We start from the raw sequence: 18,171 nt of genomic DNA on the forward strand, positions 1-18,171 counted from the left end.
ACTTTTCGATTCAGCACGCTTCCGCGATCACCTCCACCAGGATTAAGGGACAACGCTTCACCCGGCAGGCCTGGGAATAAGCCAGTGAACATACCGAACACAGGTCCCGCACCTCAGACTGGTATTCATATTCGGTGAAATAACGGAAACGGCCACTGTCAGGCTCGGTACGCCAGAAACGTTGTGGTTCGAGAATTTCATCAAGCTGCCTGAAAGTCAGGGCTGAAGGGTTATGAAACCCCACTCTTACGCGATATATAGTCATAACCTGATTATTCGCACCCTGCCCGTCACCAGCCAGACGTTATTGGTTTTCAATGCGATAGACTTTGCTTATCAGCTTCCCGGTGGTGCAGGTGACATCCCGCATCACGGGCGCTAAAGTGGTTCTTTTGTTTGATTTTACGAGGGAAAATGAAACCTTTATTTGTCTACGGCACGCTGTGCCCAGGCCGTTCCAATGCACATATTCTGGAGAACATCGGCGGCGACTGGCTGGAGGGCTTTGTGACCGGCACCTTCTACGAACGTGGCTGGGGCGCAGCGGCAGATTTCCCCGGTATCGTGCTGGATAAAAACGGCCCGCGCGTGGCGGGGTATTTGTTTTTGTCAGATCAGCTGGATGTCCACTGGCCGATGCTGGATGAGTTTGAAGACGGCTATGACCGGGTCGAGGTTGATGTCACGACGTCACAAGGCCAGCAGGTGGCGGCCTGGGTGTATCAGTTGCAGCCGCGGATTGAGTAACATTTTGCCGGTCCGCAAAAAATACGGTTGACGGAACCATTGACCATATTGATACTAAAAAACGACGGCACGGTGGGTAGAGACCGTGACCGCCGGAAAAACTACTTACGTTTGTGGTTTGTCATAGGGGGCTTGACGTTGCTGCGTCGGCCCCTTAGTTTTTTCCACACCCGCCGAACCATCAATACTTCCGCATAATCATGCCCGCATGACAAAAATGAAACGTGTATCATAACCAGCGTATTCATTTTTAAGCCTTTATCCATGAAACTCAATTTCGATAACGACCTGACGGTGCGTAAGCTTTTTATCTTCTGCACCTATATGGAAAGCGAGAATCTGGCCCGCACGGCAGAAACTCTCGGCATTAGCACGGTCAGCGTGCATCGTGCACTACATACGCTGGAAGAGAGCCTGCGCTGCCCGTTGTTTACCCACAAGGGGCGCAATCTGGTGGCGTTGCCCGCCGCCTGGACGTTGCTGGAATACAGCAATGAAGCGCTGCAAACTCTGAGCCAGGGGCTGGAGGAGACGCGACGCACGGCGGGTATCGGGCTGGGGCATCTGCGTATTGGCACCCTCTATTCATTGTCGCTGGATACCGTGCCGCGCCTGATTATGAATATGAAGCTGCGCCGCCCCGAGCTGGAGCTGAACCTGACCATGGGTTCGAATCAGGTGCTGACGGGCATGTTACAAAATAATCAGCTGGACGCGATGATCATCTCGGTGACGGAAACCGAAATCGACCAGAAGGTGTTTGAGCAGGTAGGTTTGTTTCAGGATGATATCTATCTGGCAGTGCCCACCGCCGAGCAGCGCGATTCAACAGCAGATATTGATCTGAGCGACTACAGCGATAAGCCGTTTGTCTCGCTGGATGAAGGATTCGCCACCTTTACCGGCTTCCAGGAAGCCTGTCATGTCGCCGGTTTCGAACCCAATATTGTCACGCGGGTGAATGATATCTTTTCCATGCTGAGTCTGGTGCAGGCTGGGATGGGCTATTCACTGGTGCCGGGCCGGATGCGCAAACAATACGAACACGATTTACAGTTTCTTAAACTGGCCGAGCCGTATCAGATGCGCCAGCAAATCGCCATCGTCTTTGCCCGCAACCGCGAACATGATCCCAATCTGCTGGCGCTGGTGGCAGAAGGTCGTATGTATGCCTTAAGCCTGCAAAATAAGGCTCAGCGCCCCTCATCCTGATGCAGACGGGCGTAGAGATGATGCACCAGTTCCATGCTGCTGCGTTCCAGCGCCAGACACTCACCCTGCGGCTGCGTGCTGCGGGTGAGCCCGGTCAGCACCCCGCCTGGCGGCATTTCAAGCACCAGCCGCACTTCGCGCTCCTCAGCCGCGACCATCGCTTCATGCCAGCGTACCTGGCGCGCCATATTCAGCGCCAGATCATCTGCAATATGTTCCGGCTGCCACAGCACGCGCGCGCTGTTGCCACTCAGGTAAGCACAACGCGGACGTTGCAGGCTCACCCTTTTCATCGATTCCACCAGCTTACTCGCCGGTTCAGCCAGTAATGCGCAGTGGGAGGGTACGCTGATCGTCAGACGTCGGACACAACGCGCCCCGCGCGCGCGCGCCGCATCACCGGCGGATTGCATCGCCTGCTCGCTACCGGCGATCACAATTTGTGATTCCGAATTGATGTTGGCGATAAAACTGTGCTGGTTATCCACCAGTGGTTCCACCTGTTCCAGTGGCAGGCCGTTGATCGCCGTCAGCCCATAACCATGCGGATACGCGCTTTCCATTAAGTCACCACGCAGGGCGACCAGCCGCAGGGCATCAGCAAAATCCAGCGCCCCGGCAATCACCGCCGCCGGATAAGCGCCAATCGACAGACCACATACCATATCCGGCTCGATGCCCTGGGCTACCAACCGTCGTGCGGCTGACACCCCGGCAATCAATAACGCCAGCTGCACTGCGCGGGTGTGCTGCAACGCTTCCTGGCTATCCAGCGTCGCCAGTTCATCACCCAGTATATCCTGCGCCAGCTGCCAGGTTTCATCGCGCGGCAGCTCGGCTAACATGCCCGGCCGTTGTGCGCCCTGGCCGGGGAAAGTAAATAAGGTTTTCATGGCGTCTCCTCCGCCCAGGGGTTATCCGTCAGGCGCGGCCCGCGCGCGGTTTTCAGCAATACCCGTCCGCTACGCAGCCACTCATTCAGGGCAAAACCACCCTGCGGCGTTTCAATCTGGGTATCAGCGCGACAGGGCAACAATGACAGCGCCTGTTGCCAGCGGGCAAAATCTACTGGCTGCCGGGGTTGTGGTGCACGAATCAGCAGATCCAAATCACTATCCCGATGTAATACCGGCAACGCGGTAGCCAGTGCGAAGCCGGTACTGCCGGTAACGCCCCATTCCCACGGCCAGGGCTGCTGGCGCAACATCACCAGCGCCTGCACCGTCGGATGGTCATTTAACTTCGCCGGGACCACCAGCATTTCTGGTGAGATGATGTGCATCACATCATGCGGGGCGACCCAGGCCGCAGCCCGCTGATGGCGTGCCTGACCGCGCACGCCAACCGGGATCAACCCGTCCTTCATCACATCACGCCGCACCACCACCGGTTGCTGATGGTTCCACAGTTCCGCCACCCAGGGTTCTGTTACCCCAAGTAGCGCTGCATCATGGCGCAGCCAGAGGAGGTCATGTGGACGTGCGGCGAAGTTCATTTTCAGATTCCTGCGGTTAAAGAGATAAACAGCGGCAGCGACAGAATCGACAGCAGCGAGCTAAGCAACAGCACCGCTTCCGCATCCGGCGACTGCACGCCAAAACGGTTGCCAAATACCACGCCAAAGAAACCGGCGGAAAGCGCAATCATCAGAATCGCAGTGACCGCGACGGTGCCGTGTAGACCAAAGGCCAGCACAATTCCCCAGGCTATCGCCGGTTGAATCAGCAACTTCGTGACGGTGGAGCTGATCACCATGGTGTTGATTTTCAGTTTACGCGCCGAGAGGATCACCCCGGTCAGGAACAAGGCAGCAGCGGTGGCTGACAGGCCCAGCGGCTTAATCGACGCCAGCAGCAGGTCAGGCATTTTCACACCAAATGCTGACAGCACCACACCCAGCAACGGTCCCCAGACAATCGGTTTTTTCACTGAACGCCACATCAGTACCGGCAGCATAGCCAGCGTTGAACGTTGTGTTTCACCGGCAGCACGCGCTTTCTCACGTTCGAGGATCAGCAGACAGAACGGCGTCATCAGCACGGATCCACAGGCGATGGAAACCGCCACCGATAGCGAAGTCGTAGAACCTTCGCCCACTACGCTGCCGAGAATCGGCAATCCGAGCGCGGCATAGTTGGGCAGCGCGACGGTCAGCGTCAGTACGGCCGCATCCTGCGGAGACTTTTTAAACACGCCAACCGCAATGAAATACAGCGCCGCATAGGCAATCCACATTGCCAGGGTCAGCACCACAATCAACGGCATCTGCGCAACGATACCACTCCAGGGAGTTTGCACCGTGGCACTGAACAGCGCCGCCGGTAAGGCAAAATCCATCACAAAAATATTGAGTAACGAGACGTTCTTGTTATCGACCATCCCGGCTTTGCCAGCCCAGAAACCCAACAGCATGATGACAAAAATGGGTGCAAGGGCATGAAGAATCACGTAAGTCATAAATCACCTGTTATTAGAAGAGTGAATACTGACGCGATGGTGTTCATTTAACAGATGCTTCAGGTCACCGGGCGTGGATTACACACCCGGTCCTGTCGCTATCCGGCAGGTAAGTCTTTTTTTATTTTTTATTACCAGGCGGCGCGCATACGTTCGCGTACCTGCGCTGAAGCCTGACGATTGGCGGCTACCTCACCGGAACCACGGCGTGGATCACGGCGTGCATCCTCAATCGCGGCGGCCAGGGTGTCGCGCACCCGCTGGAGGTCACTCGCGCTCGGTGCATCCGGGTCGGCAATGTTCAGCAGAGAAGAAAGCAGGCCCAGGGTGGCGTAATTGCTGATGTCGTAGGCCATCGGCGGCACGGTCGCCGCCAGTTTTTCCAGCGCTTCGACGGTACGCAGCGTGATACGGGCGGCAGATTCTTTACCCATCGCATGCACCAACACACCGGCATCATTGAAGGCAATCAGACGATTGGCCTGATACCCGTGCGCCAGAAACGCCCCGGACATTGCCTTACCGACGATCAACCCGATGACCGGGTGTCCGGCCAGACGGGCCTGGGCATAGGCACCTGCCGCACCCGCCAGCGCCTGGTGGATACCAAAGGCTTCTTCACGGCGGCCATACGCCTGGCTGGGAACATCAATCACCGCGACAATCGGGCGTTTGGTCGGCTTGTCGGCATCGGCGGCGATGGTCTGATGCACCACTTTCGCCAGCGTCCAGCCTTCCAGTAGCCCTACCTCGCCTTTGGCGGCGCGCGGGTAACGATTGTGCGCATCCGGGATCACGGCGATATAACGGACACCGTCAGCATCAGCTGCCAGCACCGATGGGCACAGGCCCGACATTCTTTCTGCTCCGGCAGTCAGCTGGTTAAACCACAGTTCACCACGGCTGTTCATTGCGCTCATTTGTTCACCTCCGGTGCAAAGACCTGTTGAATCACGGCCGTACTGGCCTGCTGCTGCGTATCAAAGCGGGATAAACGATCCAGATAGAAGGCATAGTTGTCGCTACGATGCTGCGCCGGTACGCCCTGCGCGATCGCCGTATCCACCGCAGCCTGCACCGCATTGACGCCATCACCCACCAGCGCCTCCACCAATCCGCTTTGATAGCGGATTTCACCGCCGGTCATGCTCCAGATAAACGGACGGTCGCGCGAGTCGTACTCTTCAATCCCGGCCTCCTGCTCGATAACCTGCGGACCGTTCAGACCCAGACGTGCTTCGCGGGTGACGATCAAATAGCTGCACAACGCTGCGGCAATCGACATACCGCCAAAACAACCCACCGTACCGGCAACGATGCCGATCACCGGGGTGTAACGCCGCAGGTCAACGATGGCGGCATGGATATCGGCAATCGCTGCCAGGCCAAGGTTGGCTTCCTGCAAACGCACGCCGCCGGTTTCGAGGCATAGAATTGCCTGCGTCGGAATGCCTTTACGGTTGTCTTCGGCAGCCAGTTCCAGTGCCGCGGCCATTTTAGCCCCGGACACTTCGCCCATGCTGCCGCCCTGGAAAGTGCCTTCGATAGCCACCACCACGGTAGGTTTACCGTTGCGGGTGCCTTTCATCACCACCATGCCATCATCGGCCTGCGGGACAATGCCCTGCTTTTCCAGCCACGGCGACATCACACGCTCGAAGGGATCGAGCAACTCGCGGGTGCTGCCTGCGTCGAGTAACGCCAGCGCCCGTTGCCGCGCCCGTAACTCAATAAAACTGCTGTCGTTACGCATGAGCGACCTCCTCAAACACCTGTTCAATACGGATACGTGCGACACCCGGTGTAGCGCCAAAGTCATGAATCACCAGCTGGCCCGCAGGCAAATCAGTGAGCTGCGCCAGGCGGTTAAACAGCGCTTCCCAGCGCGCCTGACTGTTGTTTACCGATGTGGTGATCGCAATATTCAGGACGTTTTTATCGTCAGCCGTAAACAGCACTTCCATATCACCCGATCCCACAACCCCCGCCAGCGCCTTACCGCTGAGCGTGCGGCTGGACGGGTATGACAACGTTATGTGTTCCATAGCTACCTCTTATTCATTGAGTGGCAATGCGTGAGCGCCCGTGATCCGGTCAAGAAACAAGGTGGCGGCCAGTAAATCGGCGGCCCCGCCCGGTGAGGCGTTGAACCCCAGCATCGCGTTATCCAGTTTTTCCAGCGCCCTGCGCCCTGCCGGTTGCGCATAACCCCCGGCGGCCAGGACCTGACGCGCGCCGTTCTGCAGAGCGCGCAGCGCTGGCAACCCGGCCCGATGCAATACGCAGGTATCGGTCAGAGAAGTCAGAATGGCCATCAGCGCATCAATGCGCGCCGCCGTTTCATCGGCCCCGTTACGTCGGCTGGCCTGCAACTGCGGCAGCGCCAGTCGGGTGATATGGGGAAAGCCCTGCTGCGCTTCTTCGCGCGCACCGGGAACCCGGAAGCGATGCACCACCCGTAAGCCTTTGCTGAAGGTTTTTGGCGCGGCGCGATCCGGCAAGGTTGCCAGCTGAGCGGCCAGTTCACAGATGCGCTGAGGGTTGCCCGCCCCTGCCTGCATGGCGCAGGCACTGACCAGCAATCCCAGCGCCCAGATGGCACCCCGATGCGTATTCACCCCGGCGGTCGCCATCATCATGTGTCTCTCACCTTCACGCCCCAGTTGCCCGATGGTTTCCCGCAGAGCGATATCCGCCGGACGTTGCCAGCTTTGCTGCGCCAGCGCGTAGAAAGTCGGAGTCAGGCTGCGGGCGGATTGCTCCATCAATGCCAGCGTGAGATCGTGATGTGCACCGCTACCGCGACGATCAACCAGCCCAGGCTTGGGCGTGAGGTTCACTTCTTCAATCAGGCAATCGGTCGCCACCTGCGCCAGCCATTGCAGACGATGTTCAACCGGTGTGGGTGAGAGTCGTTTCATTACCAGCTCCGGAATTTAGCGGGCGGGTTATAAAGGCCATCTGACCATTCAACCAGGTCAGCAACGCTACCCGCCGCCAGCAGGGAACGGGTGGCATCCGAACGGCGAATACCGATGTCTTCCGGGAACACCACTTTGCCGCTGCGACGCAGTTCGGTAACGCGTTTCGCATCCACACCCAGGCCGATATCGGTGATACCCGCCACCGCCGCCACCATCGCCCGACGTTCTTCAAGGCTGGTGGCGCGATACAGGTAAGCGATACCCTCTTCCGTCAGCACATGGGTGACGTCATCGCCATAGATCATCACCGGAGCCAGCGGCATACCGGCACTCTTCGCCACCTCAACCGCATCCAGTTTTTCTACAAAGGTCGGTTTCACCCCGGCCTGGAAGGTTTCTACCATCTGCACCACCAGCTTACGACCACGCTGGAGCGGATCTGGCTCGTTGATCATCGCCAGCCATGCCGGTGTGGCGTGACGACGGCCATGTGGATCGTGGCCCATGTTAGGTGCGCCACCAAAGCCCGCGAGACGGCCACGGGTAACGGTGGAGGAGTTACCTGAACCATCCACCTGCAAGGTGGAACCAATAAACATATCGACCGCGTACTGCCCGGCAAGCTGGCACATGGCACGGTTGGAACGCATGGAACCGTCAGCACCGGTGAAGAAAATATCGGGACGCGCACGGATGTACTCTTCCATCCCCAGTTCACCACCGAAGCAGTGCACACTTTCCACCCAGCCACTTTCGATAGCGGGAATCAGCGTGGGGTGCGGGTTGAGGGTCCAGTGTTTACAGATTTTGCCTTTCAGGCCGAGTTGTTCGCCGTAGGTTGGCAGCAGTAGCTCAATCGCCGCCGTGTTGAAACCGATACCGTGGTTAAGTGACTGCACCTGATGCTCGGCGTAGATGCCCTTGATGGCCATCATCGCCATCAGGATATGTTCCTGTTTAATCAGCCGTGGGTCGCGGGTAAACAACGGTTCGATAAAGAAAGGCTTGTCTGCCACCACCACGTAGTCAATCCACGAACCGGGTATATCAACGCGTGGCAGATCGCATTCGTCATCCACCAGTTCATTCACCTGAGCAATGACGATGCCATCGTGGAAGGCGGCGGCTTCCACCAGCGCCGGGGTATCTTCGGTGCTGGGGCCGGTGTACAGGTTGCCTTTGCGGTCAGCTTTGTAACCGGCAATCAGCGCGACGTTGGGCGCTAAATCGACATACAGACGCGAGTACAACTCTATATAGGTATGAATGGCACCGATTTCGAGAATGTTATCTTCCAGCAACTGGGAGATACGTAAGCTTTGCGTACCGGCAAAGGAGAAATCGAGTTTACGGGCGATGCCCTTTTCAAAAATATCCAGGTGCTCACTGCGACCAACACTCGGCATGATCATATGCAGATTGTTGACCTTAGCGGGATTGACCTGCGCCAGCATGCGGGAGAGGAAATCGGCCTGTTTCTGGTTATTCCCCTCCAGCACCACCCGGTCACCTGATGAAATCAGCCGTTCAAGCATTTCTACCAGTTGATCGCCCGGAAGCACTTTGCCCGCTACCGGTACGGATGCCAGTCTCCGCTGTTTTTCGATGCGCCGCGTATTCCAGACACGTGGCGTATTCTGTCCTGATGACATGACTAACCTCCTGAATTAGCGAATCTCAATGATTGCTGCAACTGGATTGAGTCTGGTCTTCAGGCCGGATTTCATCAATCAAGCCTGGGAGCAAATCGTTAGCCTGAGAGTAATGATTGAATGTTAAAAAGTTTGATGTGGGTCAAGGACGCGGACATTTTTACTCACTCCGTAACGGCGCAATTTATTGCGCGTCTTTTGGCAATGTCGAAAATAAAACAGCACGATTAATCACGCCGCGACGAATTTGTGCCAGTTATTAAGCGAAGCGCTATATTTAATTTTTACAATTACTCACAGCTCCAATAATTAATTGTGTCCAAAAATTTTCAGCAGAAATATATTACCTCTTAATAGGTATTATGATCGCGATCAATCCACCAATAAATTATCAAAGCATGATAGAGGCGTGTTGATGTTCTGTTTATAGTTTTCCCGGAGAGTACGTAATATGCGATATACAACAGATGAAGTGTGCCGACTAACCCATCTCTGCCCTGAGATTTTACGTAACTGGCATAGAAATAACCTGATTAAAATAGATTTAACACAACAGGTTAGTGATGCCTGTCTTAATGATATCCGTGTAATTAAAGCACTGACATCATCTGGCGATACGCTGGAAGAAATTCAACAACTTCTCAATGATTCATGGCGTTACCGCCCCAGCGGTTGGCCGATCAGGCAGAGAGAACTGCGGGCATTAATAGACAATCATAGCCGCTTCGCTATTAATGCCCACCTGAGAAAACTGACCAGGACTTATTGTTTTTATGACTTAACAAAATATTTGTTTATCCCGTTGATTCATCAACCTGCTTCTGCAATAAATCATCTGGAGAACCACCAATTTGCTGTCGCAACGATCAGAGAGTTGGCCTGTATTACCCAATACCCCTGTACAGTCCAGAAAAGATTGAAATCCTTACAGCAACCGGCATTTTCATTTCACGGTAGCCTGGGATTAAAAACGAATGAGTTTAATTCTCACCGGGTTAATAATCCTGGCACAGTTAATCGTGTGACTACTGTTTTACCGGGCTAAGGGCATGATATTTAGCCAAAGAAGGAGGTTCCGCAGAACCTCCTTGTCATTTATCTTTTCTGCCAGAATGATTGTTGTAAACCAAAGATTTCGGCTTCCAGCGCCGGGATCGGCCCAATAAGGCGTATATCTTTCTGCCCATGCGCAAAAACTTCACTCGCTGCCAGGCTCATGGTTGGGTTTTCTTCATGGCTGCCAGTGCATTCCAGCAAGCGCGCTTCGCTCATGCCGTACACCACCCGCCCGATGTTCGCCCAATAGAGGGTCCCGGCACACATACAGCAGGGTTCGACTGCGGTATAAAGCGTGCATTGCCACAAATACTCCGGAGAAAAATTTGTCGCCGCGTTACGCGCCAGGGTCGATTCCGCATGGTTCACGCTATCGATATTGCATTGTGTCAGCAGCACGGTTTTATTGTCTGGCGCCACCAGTACCGCACCAAACGGGTGTTTTCCCAGCGCAATCGCACGTCTGCCCACCTCATTGGATAAGCGGATAAATTCAATATCATAATCATTAAGCATGGGTGCGCTCCGTTTGCGAGGCCTGGCGATTCAGTACCGCGTTCAATAGCACGGCGGTGAAGCCGCCAAGGAAAATACCACTGTCAAAAATCAGTTTTAACGACGGAGGCAAGGCATGGAAAATTGCCGGAAAAGCCATTGGTACGATCCCCACCGCAATCGAGACAGCGATGATTAATATGTTCTTTTCATTATTAAAATCCGTGTTCTTTAGCTCCTGAATCCCGGCGCTGATGGTCATACCAAACATCAGAATCCCTACCCCGCCCAAAACCGGGCTGGGAATGGCGGCAATGATGGCACCCAGCTTAGGAAACACGCCAAGCCCCACCAGAATGGCTCCCGCCGCAATCAGCACCAGCCGACTGGTCACTTTTGTCAGCATGATCAGCCCGGCATTTTGCGAAAATGCATTGTAGGGAAAGCTGTTCAGGCAGCCACCGAGCAGGGTGGACAAGCCATCAGCGCGAATCGCATCCGCCAGACGGCGTGAGGTTGTCGGCTGCCCAATCAGTTTGTCGATTAACAGAACATTGCCGGTGGTTTCCGTCATCACAATCAGCATCGAGAGGCACATCACCAGTATCGGCGCAAAATGAAACTCCGGCAGGCCAAAGGCGAATGGCATGCTCAAACCCAACCACCCCGCACTGGAGACCGCAGAAAAATGGGTCATGCCCGCCACCCAGGCCAGCGCGGAACCGCAAAACAGGCCAAAAAGAATACTGAAATTACGCATCACCCCACGCGTCATGCAGTAGAAAATCAGGGTAATGATCAAGGTTCCGGCACCGAGCAACAGCTTATCGACGCTGGCAAAATCTGGGGCGTCCGGATTGCCGCCTCCCAGCCAAATCGCAGCGGCGGGCATTAGCGATATGCCGATTAGGGTGATCACACAACCAATCACTACCGGAGGGAAAAACCTCACCAGTTGACTGAAAATCGGCGCAACCAGTAAGGTAAATAAGCCACAGGCAATCGCGCCACCAAATACCGAGGTGATGCCATATTGCTGGCCGACCATCAACATCGGCCCCAGTACCACAAAAGAGCACCCCTGGATTAAAGGCAGGCGCGCACCGAAACGCCCTACCCCCAGCGATTGCAAAATAGTGGCTAAGCCCGATGTCAGTAAACAGGCATTGATCAACACGATGGTTTCGCTGCCCGAGAGTTTCAGCACCGATGCCAGAATCAGCGGAACCGTCACCGTACCTGCATACATCACCAATACATGCTGGAATCCCAGCGTCAAAATACGCCTTAAGGTCAATGGGTTATCCGCCCGCTCGCTATTTAACACGCTTTCCATACTGCCCCCTGAAAAATGAAAACGTTGACTGAACGACCGTTCGACTATATGTAATTAAAAATGGCAACCGATAATCAGCTGCTTTCAATAAAACTGAAAGATGAGGCATTACGTGAAGTATTCATTGGATCAACTTATGACCTTCGAACAAGTCGCGAGGTCCGGTTCATTTTCAGCGGCCGCCCGCGTGATGAAGCGCTCACAATCTTCGGTCAATATGGCGATGAGCAATCTTGAAGACGAATTTAACCTCAGCCTGTTTGTCCGTACGCCCCGCCAGATAAGCCTTACCCCGGAAGGCAACACCTTGCGTGAGTACATCAAAACTATTCTGGAGCAATGCAATGCACTGGAGCAGCGTGTCAGTGCCTTCAACATTGAAACCGAAGCGCATGTCAGCCTGGCGATCGAAGTTCCCTATAAGACGGTCGCCGCCGTGCTATACGAATTTGCTATGCATTTTCCCGAGGTGGATATCCATGTCCGGGAACCCTTTCAGGGTGATGTAGAAGCAATGGTGCGGAAAAATGAAGTGGATGTCGGTATCTCCATGTCGCGTCCGGTGGACAGCGATGCCATTGAGTTCGCCCAGTTAGGCAAGCTTGTCATGGTGCACGTGGTCAGTTCAGAACATCCGCTCGCGCAACGGTTGCCGGTGTCGTTTGCCGATTTGCACCGCTGGCGACATATCACCTTTGGCGAACATCAGAAAACTATCCCCAGCACCGAATATCTCGGCAGCCCGCTGGTCTGGCGTGTCGAGAGTTACAATGCAATGATCGATGCGGCCCTTGCCGGACTCGGCTGGGCTTCGGTTCCACGCATTTTTGTCCAGCGCGAACTGGAGACAGGGGTATTAACTGAGCTACGGCAAAAGGAGTATCCGCATACGGACTGGATTGTCGGAGTAGACCTGTTGTGGTCGCGAAAAAAACGCGCCGGACGCGCCATGAGTTGGTTAATTGATCGGTTACTTAAAAATAAAATTATCGAAAAAGATCATGCCGGAAATAGCACTACCCTTTGAGGGGAATGCACGCTATTTACGGCCCAGCACAAGCTTGCCTGTAGAGTTAGTTACTTGTCGTTACGCTTAATCACTGTTCGGAAATAAAACCAGCTGGAATGACGATTTTTTACAAAAGGAACAAACTAATAAATACCCACCTTCACCACCATCACACTTTTAGATAAAAGACGAAGACAAAACCACACATTCACTCTGCATTAACGTGCAGACATGACTATTTTTTTTAATCAACGATTTCAAAAAAATAATTACGATAAACTTCACGAAACAAAAGTCCAACTTCCGTGAAAAATATCTGCATACGTCATGCGGAGAAGTTTATTATTATATTTATCATTGAGATACGCCGCTCAACAATTAAGTAATCCGCCAAAATGCTTAATGCGGTGGAACGAAATCGTGAAAAAAACTTTAGCAAATAATGCGATTTTTTTATTGATCAAAACTTAAATTTCCCCGGAAATATCCTACACAACTCAGAATTATCCTACCTAATTAGAGTTATGTACTCTTTTAGATAAAGCCTAAATTACGAAAACTCAATAACATCTCTCATTAAATGCTTACGGCTACCTTTAAGAATTTTCCCAGACCACAAAAACACGACTCATTTTAACCCATTGAATTGGAAGGATTAAAACCTTAGGATCATCTCAACTCTCTTACGAAGCGGTCGAGATCAGCTTATGAAAAACATAACCAGAGAGGACATTTGCTGCGTCAGTTGTAAGTTTGGTTGTCAGCTTACAGGCGAAGCAACAGACCTGCTTAACCGGTGTCCCCTACAGAAGATCGCCGTATGGCCAGGTAGAAATTACTTCATGACTAAAGGGGTACTTTCGATTGTTAGCGGCCAGTACGAAAGCGTATTTTGCAGAGGGTGTATATTTGTTGATTTTTCAGCAAGGAACCTGCGTTATTTCACCAATAGAAATTGGATAGATTATCTCAGGTTGACAAAACTGAATATTATTCTGATCTGTGACGCCCCTATGGAGGCACTCGCTCTTTATTGGAAACGAGAAGATCAGGCAATCAGCACCGTAATCACTGGTCGGGAAAGTCTTGAAGAAATTAAGAAGTCAATTAATTATTCCTATTACGGCATAAAGGGAGGAGGAAAGTATAAAGGAAATCCGTTAACTAAAGATGAGGTCAGATTTCTCGATCTGGTCGTTAATGATCGATCACTCATTTCGATTTCCAGAGAATTGATGGTCGATGTTAAGAAAATTTATAACATGAAAGACTCTATCCGCAGAAAAACCGGTATCAGTCTTAATAAGCTTCTTTCAAGATAATAGAGATAAAGGAACTATTCGATGGCTAACAAAGTAACGAAAACATGTTTGTCACTGATCATGAGCGCAAGTCTGGTTTCGGGTTTTGCGTATTCAGCCTCTGATAACACCATCAGTTTCCAGGGCGAAGTCACCGCTGAGACTTGCTCCGTCACCGTCAATGGCAACACCACGTCACCGGTTGTACTGATGCCAACAGTAAGTACCACTGATTTAGCGGCCAGTGGTGATACTGCCGGTGAAACCACCTTCACCATGGGCCTGACCGGTTGTACTGGAGACTCAACGGCATCAACCAGCGTATCAACCGTTTTTGTCGGTAATAACGTCAGTTCAACCGGCAACCTGACCAACACCGGAACCGCGCAAAATGTTGAAGTTCAGATTCTGGACCCGCAAGACGCGGTGATTGACCTGACTGACGGATACACCGCCAGCGGCGACCTCACCCTGGCTACGGGTGAAACCGAATCCAGCGCCAACTATAGCGTCCAATATTACGCTACAGGCGTGCCTACAGCAGGTACGGTTGTCGCTTCACTCCAGTATGCAGTGAGCTATCAGTAATTTTTTTGGTGCGTATCGGTTACAGGATACGCACTTTTTCTATTTGAGAACCCAGGTATGTTTGTCAGTCGTAATCTCTCTCTATTCAAAACAGTTCTGACCCTTTTATTGTTGTCATGCTTTATTTCAGTAACGGCTGAAGCCAGCGTCACCATACAGGGAAGTCGTATTATTTATCCGGCGAATGCTAAGTCAGTAGATGTGCAGTTAAAAAATAACGACAACCTGCCTTATGTCATGCAGACATGGTTTGATAACGGTGATATCGACTCCCGACCGGAACAGACAGCTCAGACGCCGTTTATTGTCACGCCACCGGTATTTCGTATTCAACCCAAATCAGGCCAGATTGTTCGGGTAATTTTTAGCGGTGATAAATCCCTGCCTCAGGATAGAGAATCGGTTTTCTGGTTTAACGTTCTGCAAATCCCTCCGGCAAATCTGGCAGGCGCGACACAACAAAATGCGATGATGGTGATGTTGCGTAATCGCATCAAAATCTTCTACCGCCCTGCGGCTGTCGGTAAGCCGGGCAATATTTTAGACGGGCTCAAAATTCGGCACATCAGGGACAGCAAAAAAAGGCAATGGTCTTGAGATTGATAATCCACAGCCGTGGCATACCTCGCTTGTTACCGTATCGCTGAAAATTGCAGGCCAGACATTTCAAGCCCGACCAGACATGGTCGCACCATTTTCTAAACAAATATTTTGGTTTCCGGCTTCGGGTAAACACTTGCAGGGTGCGGGTGTGGCATCGCTAGCTGCTATTAATGATCAGGGAGCAAGGATAAGTGAAAATTATACGGTTGAAGTGCAGTAACGTTAAATTCACTTTTTTCGCTTTAAGTATTTCCACGTATTTGCCAGCCAAAGGTTTTTGTGATGAGTATTATTTTGATTCATCCCTCTTCAAAGGCTCGGCCTTTGGCCAGAATCTTGAGAAATTTAATGAGAGCAGCACACCTGCGGGAAACTATTTGGTCGATATTTACCTTAACAACCAACTGATCAAATCCGGCGTAAAGATCAACTTCGCGGCAAGTAATGCCGGGAACAAATCTGAACCTTGTATTCCTGATTCCATCGCTAAGTTAATGCAAATCAAAACAATGCCAGATGGCAAAAACGACGATCAATGCCATCCCCTTTCATGGTGGGTGAAAACCGGAAAGTGGGAATTTGACCAGTCCTCCCTGCGCTTGCAATTGATGATTCCAATGGCCGATCTCCAGAGCCCCCCCAGAGGATATATTCCAGCTGCTGAGTGGGATGATGGGATGACGGCCTTATTTATTCGCCATAACACCAACTATACCTGGACGGAAAATCCAGGTACCGGTTACAGCTATCAATATCTATGGAGTGGTATTACGGCTGGCACCAATATTGCCAACTGGCAATTTCGTCACCAGGGAAACTTACGCTATCTCCAGACCAGCAGCAGCGGCAGCAGTTATCGCTACAATGCGGTGAAAACCTGGGTCCAGCGTCCGCTGGAGAGCATCAATAGCCTGATGTCAATTGGCGACAACTATACCGAAAGCTCACTTTTCGGCAGCTTGTCCTTTAATGGTATCAAACTGGCGACTGATGAACGCATGTGGCCACAGGGGAGGCGTGGTTATGCGCCTGAAGTCCGGGGCGTCGCCTCCTCTAACGCACGCGTGGTGATCAAACAGTTAAACAAAGTGATCTACGAGACAACGGTTCCTCCTGGTCCATTTGTCATTAACGGTCTGTATAACACCCGCAGCCAGGGTGATTTGGAAGTAGAGGTGATTGAAGCTAATGGTAAAACCTCGACTTTTACCGTGCCCTACTCCTCTGTTCCGGATTCAGTACGCCCCGGAAACTGGCACTACTCAATCGCTCTGGGCCGGGTAAGACAGTATTACTCAGTTGATAATGCATTCTTTGAAGGGATTCTGCAGAAAGGTATCAGCAACCGCCTGACCGCAACCGCAGGTTCACGGCTGGCCAAAGACTACCAGGCATGGTTGTTGGGTGGCGTGCTGGCAACCGAAGCAGGTGCGCTGGGTATTAATACCACTTTCTCCGATGCCAAAGCCGAGCAAAATAAAAATGTCACCGGCTGGCGTGCCGAAGTCAGCTACAGCAAAACATTCCAGACCGGGACCAACCTGGTGCTGGCCGCTTACCGTTACTCCACCAGCGGGTTCAGAGACCTGGAAGATGTGCTGGGCGTGAGGCGCCAGAACCAGTCAGGCGTCAGCTACTACTCCGATACTTTGCATCAGCGCAATCGCTTATCCGCCACCCTCAGCCAGTCTTTTGATGGTCTGGGGATGGTTAGCCTGAATGCCAGCACAGCAGATTACTATAATAATCAGTCACGTATTACCCAGTTGCAGATGGGATACAGCAATACCTGGAAAAAGATCAGCTATAGCTTCAATGTCGCACGGCAACGCACATCCTATAGTTACGATCGCTATAACGTCAGCGTCAATGATTCCGATGATGACTCCAGCAAACAGAAATACACGGAAAATACCGTCTCTCTGAATATTTCTATTCCACTGAACTGGGGCAACAACCTGTCGTCAGTGGCATACAACTATAACCAATCGAAGGAAACCCGCTCCTCAACCATTTCATTAACCGGTTCCGCCGGACAAAACCGCGACTTTACCTATTCGGTCTACGCAGGTGCCGATCAGGACCGTGTAGACGGCAACAGCAGTTCCACCACCTTTGGTGGCAGCGTGCAGCAGAATACGCGCGTGGGTAACTTCCGTGCCAATTATGGTCAGGGAAGTAACTATCGGCAGGCAGGCCTGGGAGCATCAGGAACCATCCTGATTCATAGCGGCGGGGTCACCCTCGGCCCTTACACCAGCGATACATTTGCCTTAATACATGCTGATGGTGCTCAAGGTGCAGCAGTGCGCAACGGTCAGGGCGCGGTAGTCGATAGCTTCGGCTACGCCATTCTGCCCTCTCTGACACCTTATCGTGCCAATACGGTCAGTCTCGATACGCTGAATATGCGTTCCGATGCAGAACTGAGTGGTGGTAGCCAGCGCGTTGTGCCCTATGCCGGTGCAGTGGCGAAAATTAACTTCGCAACCATCAGAGGTAAAGCGGTGTTAATTAATCTGACTATGCGCAATGATGAGGTTCCCCCAATGGGCGCTGAAGTTCGTGATGCCGATAATACATTAATTGGTGTTGTTGGCCAGGGCGGACAGTTGTATGCACGCGTACCCCATGATTCCGGCACATTAAAAGTGAACTGGAGTGATTCGGCTAATAGCACCTGTTACGTCAATTATCAGATTACGGGACACAATGACGAAGGAATTATTCACCTCAATAGCTCATGCAGCAAGGAATAACCCTGTGCGTTTAAAAATTTATTTCCCCATAT

At 52.5% G+C, this 18,171-nt stretch carries 18 protein-coding genes and 1 pseudogene; 8 read left to right on the forward strand and 11 right to left on the reverse strand.

Features of this window, described 5'->3' with window-relative positions; all coding sequences use genetic code 11:
* Positions 1-10 precede the first annotated feature (10 nt).
* Entirely contained in the window at positions 11-265 is a 255-nt protein-coding gene (locus tag HA50_RS30380; protein ID WP_084881100.1) for a hypothetical protein, read from the reverse strand.
* Positions 266-414: 149 nt separating this feature from the next.
* Here HA50_RS30380 and HA50_RS30385 point away from each other — a divergent pair, with 149 nt between their 5' ends.
* Positions 415-747, forward strand: a complete 333-nt coding sequence (locus HA50_RS30385; RefSeq protein WP_084881101.1) for a gamma-glutamylcyclotransferase family protein — start codon at positions 415-417, stop codon at positions 745-747.
* A gap of 264 nt (positions 748-1,011) precedes the next feature.
* Positions 1,012-1,959, forward strand: a complete 948-nt coding sequence (locus tag HA50_RS30390) for a LysR family transcriptional regulator (protein WP_084881102.1) — start codon at positions 1,012-1,014, stop codon at positions 1,957-1,959.
* Here HA50_RS30390 and mdcH read toward each other — a convergent pair.
* From mdcH to mdcA, 8 genes are all read right to left on the reverse strand, one after another.
* Positions 1,941-2,852, reverse strand: coding sequence for a malonate decarboxylase subunit epsilon (gene mdcH / locus HA50_RS30395; RefSeq protein WP_084881103.1), 912 nt, complete (start codon positions 2,850-2,852; stop codon positions 1,941-1,943). The two genes, HA50_RS30390 and mdcH, sit on opposite strands and share 19 nt — an antisense overlap.
* A complete protein-coding gene (locus HA50_RS30400) occupies positions 2,849-3,454 on the reverse strand; it encodes a malonate decarboxylase holo-ACP synthase (RefSeq protein WP_084881104.1) in 606 nt (201 codons plus the stop codon). Before HA50_RS30400 ends, mdcH begins: the two co-directional genes overlap by 4 nt.
* Positions 3,455-3,456: 2 nt before the next feature.
* Positions 3,457-4,416 (reverse strand): AEC family transporter, encoded by a 960-nt coding sequence (locus tag HA50_RS30405; protein WP_084881105.1) that lies wholly within the window; start codon positions 4,414-4,416, stop codon positions 3,457-3,459.
* Between the two features lie 131 nt (positions 4,417-4,547).
* On the reverse strand, positions 4,548-5,336 hold the full coding sequence (gene mdcE / locus HA50_RS30410) for a biotin-independent malonate decarboxylase subunit gamma (RefSeq protein ID WP_084881106.1): 789 nt from the start codon (positions 5,334-5,336) through the stop codon (positions 4,548-4,550).
* A complete protein-coding gene (locus HA50_RS30415; RefSeq protein WP_084881107.1) occupies positions 5,333-6,169 on the reverse strand; it encodes a biotin-independent malonate decarboxylase subunit beta in 837 nt (278 codons plus the stop codon). Before HA50_RS30415 ends, mdcE begins: the two co-directional genes overlap by 4 nt.
* On the reverse strand, positions 6,162-6,461 hold the full coding sequence (mdcC, locus tag HA50_RS30420; protein ID WP_084881108.1) for a malonate decarboxylase acyl carrier protein: 300 nt from the start codon (positions 6,459-6,461) through the stop codon (positions 6,162-6,164). Before mdcC ends, HA50_RS30415 begins: the two co-directional genes overlap by 8 nt.
* A 9-nt stretch (positions 6,462-6,470) precedes the next feature.
* A complete protein-coding gene (locus HA50_RS30425) occupies positions 6,471-7,337 on the reverse strand; it encodes a triphosphoribosyl-dephospho-CoA synthase (protein WP_084881109.1) in 867 nt (288 codons plus the stop codon).
* Positions 7,337-8,992 (reverse strand): malonate decarboxylase subunit alpha, encoded by a 1,656-nt coding sequence (gene mdcA / locus HA50_RS30430; protein WP_084881110.1) that lies wholly within the window; start codon positions 8,990-8,992, stop codon positions 7,337-7,339. The genes HA50_RS30425 and mdcA overlap by 1 nt, the downstream gene beginning before the upstream one ends.
* Positions 8,993-9,443: 451 nt before the next feature.
* Between mdcA and HA50_RS30435 the strand changes: the two genes are divergently transcribed.
* Positions 9,444-10,037 carry a MerR family transcriptional regulator gene (locus HA50_RS30435; protein WP_084881111.1) on the forward strand — a complete coding sequence of 198 codons (594 nt, stop codon included), beginning with the start codon at positions 9,444-9,446 and terminating at the stop codon, positions 10,035-10,037.
* Positions 10,038-10,087: 50 nt separating this feature from the next.
* Here HA50_RS30435 and HA50_RS30440 read toward each other — a convergent pair whose 3' ends face one another.
* The gene (locus tag HA50_RS30440; RefSeq protein ID WP_084881112.1) at positions 10,088-10,564 is read right to left on the reverse strand and encodes a nucleoside deaminase; all 477 of its coding nucleotides are present in this window, start codon (positions 10,562-10,564) and stop codon (positions 10,088-10,090) included.
* The gene (locus HA50_RS30445; RefSeq protein ID WP_084881113.1) at positions 10,557-11,879 is read right to left on the reverse strand and encodes a nucleobase:cation symporter-2 family protein; all 1,323 of its coding nucleotides are present in this window, start codon (positions 11,877-11,879) and stop codon (positions 10,557-10,559) included. The genes HA50_RS30440 and HA50_RS30445 overlap by 8 nt, the downstream gene beginning before the upstream one ends.
* A 136-nt stretch (positions 11,880-12,015) precedes the next feature.
* On the opposite strand from HA50_RS30445, the gene HA50_RS30450 reads away from it, so the two are divergent.
* The 5 genes and pseudogenes from HA50_RS30450 (at position 12,016) to HA50_RS30470 (ending at position 18,139) form a co-directional block, all read left to right on the forward strand.
* Entirely contained in the window at positions 12,016-12,906 is an 891-nt protein-coding gene (locus tag HA50_RS30450; RefSeq protein ID WP_244193727.1) for a LysR family transcriptional regulator, read from the forward strand.
* 689 nt (positions 12,907-13,595) lie between these two features.
* Positions 13,596-14,210, forward strand: coding sequence for a LuxR family transcriptional regulator (locus HA50_RS31955; protein ID WP_244193728.1), 615 nt, complete (start codon positions 13,596-13,598; stop codon positions 14,208-14,210).
* A gap of 21 nt (positions 14,211-14,231) precedes the next feature.
* Positions 14,232-14,777 (forward strand): fimbrial protein, encoded by a 546-nt coding sequence (locus tag HA50_RS30460; protein WP_084881115.1) that lies wholly within the window; start codon positions 14,232-14,234, stop codon positions 14,775-14,777.
* A 57-nt stretch (positions 14,778-14,834) separates the two neighbouring features.
* A pseudogene (locus HA50_RS30465) lies at positions 14,835-15,600 on the forward strand (fimbria/pilus periplasmic chaperone).
* Positions 15,572-18,139 carry a fimbrial outer membrane usher protein gene (locus HA50_RS30470; protein WP_084881116.1) on the forward strand — a complete coding sequence of 856 codons (2,568 nt, stop codon included), beginning with the start codon at positions 15,572-15,574 and terminating at the stop codon, positions 18,137-18,139. Before HA50_RS30465 ends, HA50_RS30470 begins: the two are co-directional and overlap by 29 nt.
* Positions 18,140-18,171 lie beyond the last annotated feature (32 nt).

The sequence above is a fragment of the Pantoea cypripedii genome, from assembly GCF_002095535.1.
Lineage (GTDB): Bacteria > Pseudomonadota > Gammaproteobacteria > Enterobacterales > Enterobacteriaceae > Pantoea > Pantoea cypripedii.